Source organism: Ureibacillus sp. FSL K6-2830, from assembly GCF_038004145.1.
Lineage (GTDB): Bacteria > Bacillota > Bacilli > Bacillales_A > Planococcaceae > Ureibacillus > Ureibacillus thermosphaericus.
The window spans coordinates 2950977-2964339 of sequence record NZ_JBBOQR010000001.1; the positions used below are offsets into that span (position 1 = coordinate 2950977).

Annotated in this window: 9 protein-coding genes, 1 other RNA gene and 1 other annotated feature; of the genes, 8 read left to right on the plus strand and 2 right to left on the minus strand. The window is 36.7% G+C overall.

The window, feature by feature from the left end:
* Nucleotides 1-51 precede the first annotated feature (51 nt).
* Both NSU17_RS14655 and dtd read left to right on the plus strand, forming a co-directional pair.
* Nucleotides 52-2247, plus strand: coding sequence for a RelA/SpoT family protein (locus NSU17_RS14655; protein ID WP_340705365.1), 2196 nt, complete (start codon nucleotides 52-54; stop codon nucleotides 2245-2247).
* 22 nt (nucleotides 2248-2269) lie between these two features.
* A complete protein-coding gene (dtd, locus tag NSU17_RS14660; protein ID WP_340705366.1) occupies nucleotides 2270-2710 on the plus strand; it encodes a D-aminoacyl-tRNA deacylase in 441 nt (146 codons plus the stop codon).
* Between the two features lie 48 nt (nucleotides 2711-2758).
* Here dtd and NSU17_RS14665 read toward each other — a convergent pair whose 3' ends face one another.
* The gene (locus tag NSU17_RS14665; RefSeq protein WP_340705367.1) at nucleotides 2759-4294 is read right to left on the minus strand and encodes an SH3 domain-containing protein; all 1536 of its coding nucleotides are present in this window, start codon (nucleotides 4292-4294) and stop codon (nucleotides 2759-2761) included.
* A 145-nt stretch (nucleotides 4295-4439) separates the two neighbouring features.
* Nucleotides 4440-4663: a binding site (T-box leader), on the plus strand.
* Nucleotides 4664-4721: 58 nt separating this feature from the next.
* Between NSU17_RS14665 and hisS the strand changes: the two genes are divergently transcribed.
* The 6 genes from hisS (at nucleotide 4722) to NSU17_RS14695 (ending at nucleotide 11976) form a co-directional block, all read left to right on the plus strand.
* On the plus strand, nucleotides 4722-5999 hold the full coding sequence (gene hisS / locus NSU17_RS14670; protein WP_096551327.1) for a histidine--tRNA ligase: 1278 nt from the start codon (nucleotides 4722-4724) through the stop codon (nucleotides 5997-5999).
* Between the two features lie 19 nt (nucleotides 6000-6018).
* The gene (gene aspS, locus NSU17_RS14675) at nucleotides 6019-7788 is read left to right on the plus strand and encodes an aspartate--tRNA ligase (RefSeq protein ID WP_168412378.1); all 1770 of its coding nucleotides are present in this window, start codon (nucleotides 6019-6021) and stop codon (nucleotides 7786-7788) included.
* Nucleotides 7789-8380: 592 nt separating this feature from the next.
* A non-coding RNA gene (ssrS, locus tag NSU17_RS14680) (6S RNA) lies at nucleotides 8381-8587 on the plus strand.
* 138 nt (nucleotides 8588-8725) lie between these two features.
* On the plus strand, nucleotides 8726-9487 hold the full coding sequence (locus tag NSU17_RS14685; RefSeq protein WP_340705368.1) for a tRNA threonylcarbamoyladenosine dehydratase: 762 nt from the start codon (nucleotides 8726-8728) through the stop codon (nucleotides 9485-9487).
* 267 nt (nucleotides 9488-9754) lie between these two features.
* Nucleotides 9755-10276: a hypothetical protein gene (locus NSU17_RS14690; RefSeq protein ID WP_340705369.1), complete on the plus strand. Its 522-nt coding sequence runs from the start codon at nucleotides 9755-9757 to the stop codon at nucleotides 10274-10276.
* 344 nt (nucleotides 10277-10620) lie between these two features.
* Entirely contained in the window at nucleotides 10621-11976 is a 1356-nt protein-coding gene (locus tag NSU17_RS14695) for a transposase (protein WP_340704380.1), read from the plus strand.
* A gap of 38 nt (nucleotides 11977-12014) precedes the next feature.
* On the opposite strand, the gene NSU17_RS14700 is transcribed toward NSU17_RS14695, so the two are convergent.
* Complete coding sequence (locus NSU17_RS14700; protein ID WP_340705370.1) at nucleotides 12015-13340, minus strand: replication-associated recombination protein A; 1326 nt, start codon at nucleotides 13338-13340, stop codon at nucleotides 12015-12017.
* Nucleotides 13341-13363: the final 23 nt, after the last annotated feature.

The following is a 13363-nucleotide window of genomic DNA, read 5'->3' on the forward strand; positions in this document are numbered from 1 at the left end:
TACAATTAATTTTATATATAAAACAGAAAAATTTTTGAAGGTGGACAAATCATGGCGAAGGAGCAAATTTTGACGCCCGAAGATGTATTTTCGAAAGTAAAAACTTATATGAATGATGAGCACGTCGAATTTGTGAAAAAAGCTTATGAAGTGGCAAAAGAAGCACATAAAGAACAAACCCGAAAGTCAGGGGAACCATATATTATTCACCCAATTCAAGTTGCTGGAATTTTAGCGGACCTTCAAATGGATCCACAAACAGTAGCTGCAGGATTTCTTCACGATGTAGTGGAAGATACCTCTGTTACTCGGGAAGATTTAGTAGCCGAGTTTGGTGAAGAAGTAGCTTTGCTTGTAGACGGTGTTACAAAACTAGGAAAAATTAAGTATTTATCGAAGGAAGAGCAACAAGCGGAAAATCATCGAAAAATGTTTGTTGCGATGGCACAGGACATTCGTGTGATTTTAATTAAACTTGCCGACCGCCTTCACAATATGCGTACGTTAAAACACTTATCTACAGAAAAGCAACGTCGAATTGCGAAAGAAACGTTAGAAATTTTCGCTCCCCTTGCCCATCGCCTAGGAATTTCTAAGGTGAAATGGGAATTGGAAGATACGGCTCTTCGCTACTTAAATCCTCAACAATACTATCGAATTGTAAGTTTAATGAAAAGAAAGCGTACGGAACGGGAAGCGTATTTAGAAAATGTAATGGGCGAAATTCGCTCTCAATTAAATCAAGTTGAAATTGATGCAGAAATCTATGGTCGTCCAAAGCATATATATAGTATTTATCGGAAAATGGTTTTACAAAATAAACAGTTTAATGAGATTTATGATTTATTGGCTGTACGCATCATTGTAGATAGCATCAAAGATTGTTATGCGGTACTAGGAATCGTACATACACTTTGGAAACCAATGCCTGGTCGCTTTAAAGATTATATCGCTATGCCGAAACAAAACTTGTATCAATCCCTTCATACAACAGTCATCGGCCCTTATGGCGACCCATTGGAAGTGCAAATTCGTACGAAGGAAATGCACAAAATTGCAGAATATGGGATTGCTGCACACTGGGCATATAAAGAAGGCAAATCACTGAATCCAAGTAAGGAAAGCATCGATCAAAAATTAACTTGGTTCCGCGAAATTTTAGAATTCCAAAACGAATCTTCCAACGCAGAAGAGTTTATGGAATCGCTGAAGCTAGATTTATTCTCCGATATGGTTTATGTGTTTACACCAAACGGAGACGTTATTGAATTACCTGCAGGAAGTGTTCCAATTGATTTTGCTTATCGAGTGCACACTGAGGTCGGAAATCGAACAATTGGTGCCAAAGTGAATGGGAAAATGGTACCGCTTGATACACCACTAAAAACAGGGGATATTGTTGAAATTTTAACTTCTAAACAATCTTTTGGGCCAAGTAGAGACTGGTTAAAAATTGCTCAAAGTTCTCAAGCGAGAAATAAAATTAAACAATTCTTCAAAAAGCACTTGCGTGAAGAAAATGTTCTCAAAGGAAAAGATTTAATTGAAAAAGAAATTAAAGCACAAGAATTTGATGTAAAAGAAGTGCTTTCAGAAGAAAATATTCAACGGGTTTTGAACAAATTAAATTTCACAAATGAAGAAGATTTATATGCAGCAGTAGGTGTAGGAGGAATTACACCTCAACAAGTGGTGAACCGCCTTGCTGAGAAAAAGCGGAGAGAGAGAGAGCAAGAAGAAGCTCTTGAAAAAATTCAAAAAGAAATGCAAAACCCGAAACAAAAGAAACAGAATGGTGAATTAGGTGTTATTGTAAAAGGCATCGATAATTTGTTAATTCGACTTTCTCGTTGCTGTACGCCAGTTCCTGGAGATGAGATTGTTGGATTTATTACAAAGGGTAGAGGTGTATCTGTTCATCGTATAGACTGTCCTAATGTTCAAACAGGTGGAGAAGATCGCCTAATTGAAGTGGAATGGGAACATAGTGAAGCACAAGGGAAGAAAGAATATCCTGTTGATATCGAAATATCTGCATTTGATCGCCCAGGAATATTAAACGATGTTATGCATGCGGTTACAGAGACGAAAGTGAATATTTTAGCTGTTTCTGGTCGTGCTGCTCATGATAAAATTGCAACGCTTCATTTAACAATAGCTATTACAAATATTTCTGTATTACACAAAGTTGTAGAGAAAATTAAACAAATGCCAGATATTTATTCCGTACAGCGGGTTATTAATTAGTTGGTTTGAGGTGTGTTTGTCGATGAGAGTGGTCTTGCAACGTAGTAAAGAAGCAAAAGTAACAGTTGATGGAAAAGTAACGGGAAAAATTGACAAAGGATATGTTTTATTAGTTGGTATAACGCATACAGACACGATAGAAGATGTGAGATATTTAGCAAAAAAAGTAGCAGAGATTCGCCTCTTTGAAGATGAAGAGGGGAAAATGAATCACTCAATTAAAGAGCATGGCGGAGATATTTTATCTGTTTCTCAATTTACGTTATATGCAGATACGAAGAAAGGGAGAAGACCAAGCTTTGTAGAAGCAGCTCGACCTGAGCAAGCAGAGCCTTTATGGAATGCCTTTAATGATGCCTTACGTGAACAAGGTTTAAAAGTTGAAACAGGCATTTTTGGAGCCATGATGGATGTATCCCTTGTGAATGATGGTCCAGTTACAATTATTTTGGAATCGAAATAAAATAAATTGGCTTTCTAGAAAGATTGAACTTTCTAGAAAGCCAATTTTTTATTTTAGCTGTGCATCAAAATATTGGAGTACCCCTTCATAAATGCCCATTGTTGCTTGTTCACGGAAAAGGTCAGTATTAATCAGTTTTTCCTCACTTGGATTACTTAAATAACCTAATTCTACTAATATCGCATTTTGTTTATTTTCTCGTAATACTAAATAGTTCCCTTGTTGCACGCCACGATCCCGCAATTTGATCTGATCTGATAATCCATCATGAACAAATTGTGCAAGAGACTCTTGATAAGAGTGGAAATAATATGTTGTAAAACCTGAGATTGTCCGATCTTCAGTTGCGTCATAGTGGATGCTTATAAACGCATCCGCGGCAAGTTGGTGGGCGAGTGATACACGCTTATGTAGACCCACATACACATCAGATTCCCTTGTTAAGTAAACTTCTGCTCCTGCTTGCTGCAATTTAGTTTTTAACAGTTCTGCCGTTTTTAATGTAATTTCTTTTTCAATTGTGTTCCTTAGACCAGCAGTTCCCTGGTCATTTCCTCCATGACCGGGGTCAAGCACAATGGTTACGCCATTAAGAGTGCCTTTCTTTCGATTATCTTTCTTATCTTGTTTTACGGATTGTTCGTTTGTCGAAACTACCCAACTTGCTACATAACCTGTTGCATCTTCAGAAAGTTGAATTTTATACCAATCATGTTCCTTATTAATGATATTAAATTGTTCTCCAGCTTGAACGTTCATGATTACGTCCGATGAAGTTGTGGGTTCTTTTCGAATATTTGTCCCATTGTAGATAATTGTAATGGTTTGTTCTTCTTTTTGTTCCTCTATCGAAGAATTGTCGAATGTGCCGTAAAAGCTATAAATCCAACCTTTCTTTCCATTAAAATCGATTTGAATCCAATGGTGGTCTCGAGCTAGAATTGCGAATTGTTCTCCTTTTTTCGCAATGCCCAATTTTTTCGATTTTAAGTTTGGTTTTTGTCTTACGATTACAGCATCGACAATGATTGTAAAATGATTTGATTCCTTTATTTCAGCCGATTCGGTTTTTTCGTTCACCGTGTTATTTAATTCATCGATAGTACCTTCATTCATCGTGATAAATTCGGATGAAACCCATCCCGTCAATTGTTGATGCTGGATTTGAACCCACTCATTCCTTTCATTTAATACCACCACTTGCTCTCCAGTATGTAACTGACCTAGTACAGGAGCAGAAAGTGACGGCTCCAAACGAATATTTAATTGATTAACTTGGGCGATAGCATATTTTTCGACGTTATTTATTTGTTCTGATTGAGTTAGCCAGGATGCGACCCATCCTTTTTTCTCATTAACCTCTACATATAGCCAATCCCCTTGACGATCCAATACCTTCAATCTTTTGTTTTTTTCAAGGGTATCGATAATATCGAACGACAAACCAGGACCTTCTCTCAAATGCAATTTTTCCGCAAAAACAATGCGAGATTCTTCATTGTTGGCTAATACGAAGCCTGAAAAATATGTAGTTATACAAGAAATGAGCATTACTATACAAAGAAAAAGTATATTGCGCTTCATAAACATCCAACTTTCAAATAACAAATAATGTGAAAATCTCTTTATTTATTGTAAAATGTTATCCATGTATAAATCTATACTTTTTTGAAAATAGTTGACAACTTTTCGTTGCACAATTATGATTAAAATTAATGTGAAAATGTGTCGATAGCCTTTGAACAAGAGAGTAGCATTTACTGTATGTTCAGAGAGGGAAAGACTTGGCTGCAATCTTTCCTACAGAAGGTATTTGCGAAGAACACTTGGGAGGCTTTTTCCTGAAATTTAAGTAGGGAAAAACGGAAACGGCCGTTATCCGTTATGAGGTGGGTGTGTTCATACACATCAACTAGGGTGGAACCGCGGAAGTGATATGCTTTCGTCCCTTGTTATAAGGGATGAGAGCATTTTTTTGTTCCAAAATTTGTTTATAGAAAGGAGATAGGAAATGGCTTTTAAAGTACCTAGAGGCACACAAGATATTTTGCCTGAAAACACACCTAAATGGCAAAAAATTGAATCCATTTTACGAGAATTAGCTCGCGTTTATCGATATAAAGAAATTCGCACACCTATTTTTGAACATACGGAGTTATTTCAACGAAGTGTAGGGGACACAACGGATATTGTTCAGAAGGAAATGTACACATTTGAAGACCGTGGTGGCCGTTCATTAACGTTGCGTCCAGAAGGAACTGCTTCTACGGTTCGTGCCTATGTCGAACATAAGATGTATGGAGCACCTGATCAACCAATTAAACTTTCCTACATGGGTCCAATGTTCCGCTATGAGCGTCAACAAGCTGGAAGATACCGTCAATTCGTTCAGTTTGGTGTTGAAGCGATTGGTAGTGCTGACCCTGCTATCGATGCAGAAGTCATTGCTTTTGCAATGGACATTTACCAAACAGTAGGTTTAAAAGATTTAAAATTAGTGATTAATTCTTTAGGGGATAAAGAAACGAGAGATACTCATAGAACAGCACTAATCAATCATTTCAAACCGCACATTCATGAGTTTTGTGATGATTGTAAAAATCGTTTGGAAAAAAATCCACTACGCATTTTAGACTGTAAAGTAGACCGCGAACACTCGCTTATGCAAACAGCTCCTAAATTAACGGATTACTTAACACCGACATCAAGAGAATATTTTGAACAAGTGAAGAAATATTTAGAAGTTCTAGGAATCGAATATGAAGTAGATCCAAATCTTGTTCGTGGTTTAGATTATTATACTCACACAGCCTTTGAAATAATGAGCACTGCAGAAGGCTTTGGAGCAATTACAACTCTTTGCGGTGGTGGAAGATATAATGGGCTAGTAGAAGAAATTGGCGGCCCAGATGTTCCAGGTATTGGATTTGCCTTATCGATTGAAAGATTGCTCCTTGCTTTAGAAGCAGAAGGGGTTGAATTAGAGTTAGATGACGCGCTTGATGTTTATGTCATTGCCCTTGGTGATGAGGCTAAATTAAAAGCTGTGGAATTAATTAGCTCTTTCCGTTTAAAAGGCATTTCTGCAGATATGGATTATTTGATGCGTAAAATGAAGGCCCAGATGAAATCTGCTGACCGTCTTCAAGCGAAATTTGTCGTGATTATCGGTGAAACGGAGCTTGAAGAGGGAGTTGTAGTTGTGAAACAAATGGAAACAGGAAACCAAGAAAAAGTAGAAATCAATGAAATCGTAAATTATCTGAAACAACATCTTTCTATAGATTAAAAAATTGGAGGAATAGAAAATGGCTCAAAGAACACATCATTGTGGAGAATTAAGAGAAGAACATCATGGACAACAAGTCGTTTTAAAAGGTTGGGTACAACGTCGTAGAGATTTAGGAAGTTTAATTTTCGTAGATGTTCGTGACCGCACTGGTATTGTACAAGTTGTATTTGGTGATGAAGCGCCACAAGCCCGCGAAATTGCAGATAAAATTCGAAGCGAATTTGTAGTCGAAGTAGAAGGAAAAGTTGTACTTCGTGATCCAAGCCAAGTAAATCCAAACATCGAAACTGGTAAAATAGAAGTTGTCGCAACGGATATTAAAATTATTAATACATCTAAAACACCTCCTTTTGCCATTGAGGATTATGTCGACATCAATGAAGATGTACGTTTAAAATACCGTTACTTAGATTTAAGACGTCCTGTTATGTATAACACATTTAAATTACGCTCTGATGTAACGCGTACAATCCGTAACTTCTTGCAAAATGACGGTTTCTTGGAAGTGGAAACGCCAATTTTAACAAAATCTACTCCAGAAGGTGCACGAGACTATTTAGTCCCATCTCGCGTGCATGAAGGAGAATTCTATGCATTGCCGCAATCACCACAATTATTCAAACAATTATTGATGGTGGCAGGATTCGAAAAATACTTCCAAATCGCTCGCTGCTTCCGTGACGAAGATTTGCGTGCTGACCGTCAACCAGAATTTACTCAAGTGGATATTGAAACATCTTTCATGTCCATGGATGAAATTATCGATATGACAGAACGCATGTTAGCTGCTGTCATGAAAGAAGTAAAAGGAATTGAAGTGCAAACTCCATTCCCACGCATCTCTTACCAAGAAGCGATGGATCGTTTTGGTTCCGATAAACCAGATGTTCGCTTTGGCTTAGAATTAATCAACCTTACGGACATTGTAAAAGATAGCAACTTCAAAGTATTTACGAGCGCGGTTGAAAAAGGCGGCGTTGTAAAAGCAATCAATGTTAAAGGGGCAAACGACAAGTTTACTCGTAAAGATATTGATGCATTGACAGAATTTGTGGCGATTTACGGTGCGAAAGGATTAGCTTGGATTAAAGTGACGGAAGAAGGTTTCACTGGTCCGATCGCGAAATTCTTTGAAGGTCAAATTGTAGAAGATATCAAAAATGCGACTGGTGCTGAACCTGGAGACTTATTATTGTTCGGAGCAGATGATGCTTCTATTGTTGCCGCTTCTCTTGGTGCATTGCGAAATAAACTAGGAAAAGAGTTAGGCTTAATCGATGAATCACAATTTGCTTTCCTTTGGGTAACAGATTGGCCATTACTTGAGTGGGACGAAGATGAAAAACGCTATACTGCTGCTCACCATCCGTTCACTCGTCCATTTGATGAGGATATTGAATTAATGGATACAAATCCAGATCAAGTTCGAGCACAAGCTTATGATATCGTGTTAAACGGTTATGAATTAGGCGGCGGTTCATTACGGATTTATGAGAGAGATTTACAAGAAAAAATGTTCAAACTTCTTGGATTTACAGAGGAACAAGCAAAAGAACAATTCGGTTTCTTACTTGAAGCGTTCGAATACGGTGTGCCGCCTCATGGTGGAATTGCGATGGGATTAGACCGTTTAGTGATGATTTTAGCAGGTCGCAACAACTTGAGAGATACGATTGCATTCCCTAAAACTGCTACTGCAAGTTGCTTGCTGACTGATGCGCCAAGCGAAGTTTCACCAAAACAACTAGAAGAATTACATTTAAAAGTGAATGTATTTAATAAATAAGTATAGAAAAGGGGGGCTGTCCAGAAAGTCGAACACTTTCTGAACAGCCTTACTTCTTATAGTAAACTTCTCTTAAAAACTTTGCTCCTCTGGTGGTCACATCAAACGCGCCTCCTCGTCGCATTTTATCTGCGGCTAAGCATGTGCGACAGCCGCAATTTATCTGCGGCTAAGCATGTGTGACAGCCGCAATTTATCTGCGGCTAAGCATGTGTGACAGCCGCAATTTATCTGCGGCGAAAGCATTAGCGACAGCCGCAAAGGGTGCGTCTCAAAATGACTTTTCAGACGCCCCCTTCTTTGTTACTATCTTCCACGCTAAGTTTAGATAAATTATGATGAGAATAGTGAAACTTGTTTCGACTATCGCAGGAGCAAAGATTTATAAAAAACCATGATTATGAAGAGTGAGGGGGTCTGGAAAGATTTAGCTTTCTAGCCCCTTTCATATTAAAAATATTAATGGATTTGATTTTTCTTTTGTTTTTTGCACGCAAAAAATCAAATTCTAATTAAAATAAACAAAAAATTAACACAATTTAATCTATATTCATTGAAATTTACTTCCACTAATGTTATGATAATACCAACACGAATCCTGAAGTGTTTGTGAATGCTATATTAACAGTTTTGACCGAACAACAATAAAAAGGGAGCTCAATATTTTGACTTGGCAAACATGCCCCATCAGAACGCCAAAAGTATAGGGGACGTTTAAAAAGTCAGTGAGGGCACCCACCTGCGAGATAGCGGGTTCAAAACGGTGTTAATGACGCACTACGGCATCTTCGGGATTCGTCATGCTTTAAACTCCTCCATTTTTGATGGAGGAGTTTTTGTATTTTATTAATACTTTGGAAATATAAACGTATACACTTCTAACCAACACTTATGATATAATTCCGATGTGAAAAATTCGAATGAAAGGCAGAAAGGTATGTTACATCAATTTTCTAGAAACGAACTTGCGATAGGAAAAGAAGGATTAGATAGATTAAAAAATACAACGGTTGCAATTTTAGGGATTGGAGGAGTTGGCTCTTTTGCTGCGGAAGCATGTGCACGAAGCGGTATAGGGCGAATTATTTTAATAGACAAAGATGTGGTAGATATCACAAATGTTAATCGCCAATTGGTTGCGTATTTATCAACGATTGGTAGACCAAAAGCAGAAGTTATGAAAGAACGAATTGCAGATATTAATCCAGAATGTGAAGTTATTCATTTACACATGTTTTATAACGAAGAAACGTATGAAAAACTATTTGAATATGATATTGATTATGTCATTGATGCCTCAGATACAATCATGTATAAAATTCATTTAATGAAAGAATGTTTAAAGCGAAATATCCAGATTATTTCCAGTATGGGTGCTGCAAATAAAATGGATCCAACAAGATTCCGCATTGCAGATATTTCAAAAACTCATACAGATCCAATGGCAAAAGTTATTCGTACGAAATTAAGAAAAGAAGGTATAAAAAAAGGCATAACGGTAGTCTTTTCCGATGAATCACCAATTGTCGTAAGACCGGATGTTGTCGAAGAAGTAGGGAATCCCGATGCGTCCATCCGTAAAGCTAAAATGCCCCCATCATCAAACGCTTTTTGTCCATCCGTTTGTGGGCTTATTTGTGCAAGCTGGGTAATCAACTCTGTATTAAAAGACATACCAATTAAGCGTGTAAAACAATAATTATCTAATTAGAATGAATAAAGAAATAATTTTTCTAATAAAATAATGAGTGTGTGTAATCATAATGAAGAGACAATAGAAAATGGTAGCTTTTAAGGTCTATCGAATCGTACTTTTTTATAAATACCCCCATATTCGGAAATTGCTATTAATGAAGCTAAAAAAACAGATTTAATACATTTTTTTCACGTTTTATTATTTCATTCAAAATAATAAGGATTTTATTGATATAGTAAAACTTAATACGAGCATACAAGGGGGTATTTTATGCCAAAAATTCAAATAAGAAATGACATATTGAATTTAGTCCAGCTTCAAGAAGAATTGGATGGGATTCTCTTCGATTATATTGATACTTCGAAAAAATGGGATTTGGCTTTTGAAGAGTTAAAACAGTTATTGGATGAATTGGTTACTTACTTCAAAAATTATGTGCGAAGAAAAGATGGAAGATTGCCGGAAAGCGATATGTATTGGTCTTTATTTATTGATATCGTAAGCAAAATTATATACTTCAATACAATTGTATATATGAACCTTGTAAAGGAAATGACTGAAGAACAAAAAGAGCAAATAAAAAAATCTTTTCATGATGCAGCCAATTGTTTACCGGATGTTCAAGGACGCAATTTAGAATTTTTACAAGAGATGAGCGAAACATTTAATCAATTATTTCATGAAGAAGATGAATTTGAACGCTATTACCTTGATAAAAATAATGGTTTAAAAGACTGCATTCGTTTTTTCAATGAATTTTGCAATCAATATGGAAACAATATCCTAAATTAATAAACATGGCTACCACTTGATGCTTTTTTTGGAAAGTTGGGGAAACAGTAAAAATCGAACAACTTTACGTTGAAAACCAGGAAATATGAAACAGAGCGAATGGAAAAACTCATTGTTTTCTCCATTCGCTCTGTTTTTATGGACTTTTTAAACAAGCCCTTTTTACGATAAAATCTGAAAACAAATTCGGTTTATCTCAATTAAGGATTTACTGACTGAGTTAATTTCATAATTCTCACCCCTTGATTTTCAAGGGATTCAAGACAATAAAAAATGGGTACCTCCCCAAATTTCGTTATAATGGTAAGTAACCAAACAAACCATACGAAAGAGGTGAGTACCCTATGACTATTGTAAAACAAATTTCTCTTTTTGACATCCATCAATTATTAGAAATGGAAAGTTCCCATCGTTATGATGCCATTTTTAGTGTGATTGACATTCAACCTATTTTTCAATTGTTTTCTAAAAAGACATTGAAAGGTGCGCCACGTGAATTGAATTATGGTGCAATGATTCAATCGCTGATTATTCGTATTGTCGAACGAATTCCAACAATGAAGGATTTAGTCAAACGTTTGGTCCATGATCCTTTATTTCGTTTCGACTGTGGATTCCTTGTGTCTGATGTCGTACCATCTGAAAGCTCTTATTCACGCATGATTCAAGTCATTAGTGAATCAGATGTGCTAGATAAAATGAACGATACACTCATCAAAACAGCGATGTTGGAAGGCTTTCTAAATGATGAACATGTCGCCATCGATGCGAGTCACTTTGAAGCTCGTGATGCTTTCACACCATCAGAAAAGAAAGCACCTAAAACTCCTAAAAAACGTGGTCGTAAAACTAAAGCTGAACGAGCTGTTTGGTTAGCCGAACAAGTAGAGAAAAAAGGAAATCAATCAACCTATGAAAAAGAACTGAAAGAACAGCTGGATATCCCATTAGAAACCCTTTGGAAGGATGTACCGATTGAGCCAAAATGGGGTGTGAAAAAGAATAGTAAAGGAAAAAATACATTCTGGTTTGGTTATAAAGCCCATTTAGCTGTTTCGACGAAAAGTCAATATATCATCACTCGTTTGATGTCCTCAGGTAATTTAAGTGATTGTAAAGCTGCGATTCCATTATTGAAAAAACTTCATCACTTAGGAAACGGTCATTTTACAATAGCTATATTTGATGCTGGTTATGATGTTGAACCTATTTACCGTCAAGCCGTATCACAGTCCATGCGAGTCGTGATTCCTTACAACGTTCGCCGAGAAGGAGAATATATAGGATTCGATGAACATTTTCGTCCAACCTGTGTGCGTGAACATAGTTACCAATATGACAGCTTTGACGCTAAGTACAATACATTAAAATTCACACGTCCAAAGGAATGTGCAACTTGCCCATTACGAGAAGACACCCTTTGCCAAAAAGTTTTCAAAATCAAATGTGATATAGATATCCGTAAATTTACCTATCCAGCACGTGGGACAGAACGATGGAAACAGCTTTATCAAGAACGTACAGCAGTCGAACGCGTTAACGCTTATTTAAAGGAATACTTTCAATTAAACAATGTCCGTCATCGTACAGGAAAGAAAGCAAAAATGCATTTCAATCTGGTGACGTTAATTTATAATACCTGCAAACTAGCAGTTGATCGAATCAATGCTTTATTACAGCAACAAAACCAAGTTGCATAATTTTAAAAAAAAAACAAAGTTTTTAGTATAGGGGTACTCTATACTTCAGAAATACTATGATTTATGAAATTGATTCGACTGTTATGATTTTTTAAGGATTTTAACTTTTCATAGATTGTTGCCATCCTTTTTTCTTCCCCTGCAATGACAGGGCGATAAAATTCCATATCTTGAAGTGTATCTGGTAAATATTGTTGATTTACCCAACCACCAAAAGTGCCTATTGGATAGTCGTGAGGGTACTGGTAACCAACGTGGCCTAATGTTTTGGCTCCCGCATAATGAGCATCCCTCAAATGCATAGGAATATCCCCAGTTTTTCCTTCATGAATGGCTTTAATTGCAGCGTCTAATGCCTGATATGCGGAATTGGATTTTTCAGATAAGCACATTTCAATGACTGCATTGGCAAGGGGAATTCTCGCTTCAGGTAAGCCGAGTACTTTTGCTGCTTCTGTTGCTGCATATACATGGGCACCTACATGGGGATTCGCAAGGCCAATATCCTCATAAGCCATCACCAAAAGTCTTCTACAAACTGCAATTAAATCTCCATTTTCAAGCAAATGGGCTAAATAATATAAACTTGCGTTGACATCGCTTCCTCTCACAGATTTTTGCAAAGCGGACAATAAATTATAAAAATGCGTGCCACCTTTATCTCCATATACGCCGATGCGTTTCGCCAAGTGTTCGATAGTAGAATCTTCCACACGCACAATGTCATCTATTTCTTCTGAAGCATGAAAGACTGATTCTAACAAAGTTAAAGCTTTCCTAGCATCACCATTGGAAGCAATCGCAATTTTTTTTATTTGTTCATCATGAATATCAATTGAATATTTACCTAATCCTCGTTCTTCATCATGCAATGCGTTTTTTAACAGTTGGACAAGTTCCTCAAGAGTCAAACGTTTTAGTTGAAAAATCTCCCCGCATCGGGAACGAATTGCTGGATTGACATCGTGAAATGGATTTTCTGTCGTAGCACCGATTAAAATAATTGACCCATCTTCCACATGGGGTAATAATGTATCTTGTTGAAGTTTATTAAATCTATGAATCTCATCTAAAAACAGTATGACTTTTCCTGTGAGCCTTGCTTCTGATACAATTTGTTCAACATCTTTTTTTCCAGCAATCGTTGCGTTTAGAGGAAAGAAAGGTAAATTTGTGCTTCCTGCAATCGCATAGGCAATAGAGGTTTTCCCAATTCCTGGTTCGCCGTATAATAACATTGACGGAACATGTCCGTTTTGAATCATTTTATATAAAGCGGTATCTTTACCAATAATATGTTGTTGTCCAACTACTTCATCTATATTTCTTGGGCGCATTCGAAATGCCAATGGTTCATTTTGCATAGTACTTCCTCCGATGAATTTAA

Coding starts and splice junctions, on each gene's coding strand:
- hisS (WP_096551327.1), top strand. CDS start 4,722: ATGGCTTTTAAAGTACCTAGAGGCACACAAGATATTTTGCCTGAAAAC.
- dtd (WP_340705366.1), top strand. CDS start 2,270: ATGAGAGTGGTCTTGCAACGTAGTAAAGAAGCAAAAGTAACAGTTGAT.
- NSU17_RS14690 (WP_340705369.1), top strand. CDS start 9,755: ATGCCAAAAATTCAAATAAGAAATGACATATTGAATTTAGTCCAGCTT.
- NSU17_RS14685 (WP_340705368.1), top strand. CDS start 8,726: ATGTTACATCAATTTTCTAGAAACGAACTTGCGATAGGAAAAGAAGGA.
- NSU17_RS14665 (WP_340705367.1), bottom strand. CDS start 4,294: ATGAAGCGCAATATACTTTTTCTTTGTATAGTAATGCTCATTTCTTGT.
- NSU17_RS14700 (WP_340705370.1), bottom strand. CDS start 13,340: ATGCAAAATGAACCATTGGCATTTCGAATGCGCCCAAGAAATATAGAT.
- aspS (WP_168412378.1), top strand. CDS start 6,019: ATGGCTCAAAGAACACATCATTGTGGAGAATTAAGAGAAGAACATCAT.
- NSU17_RS14655 (WP_340705365.1), top strand. CDS start 52: ATGGCGAAGGAGCAAATTTTGACGCCCGAAGATGTATTTTCGAAAGTA.
- NSU17_RS14695 (WP_340704380.1), top strand. CDS start 10,621: ATGACTATTGTAAAACAAATTTCTCTTTTTGACATCCATCAATTATTA.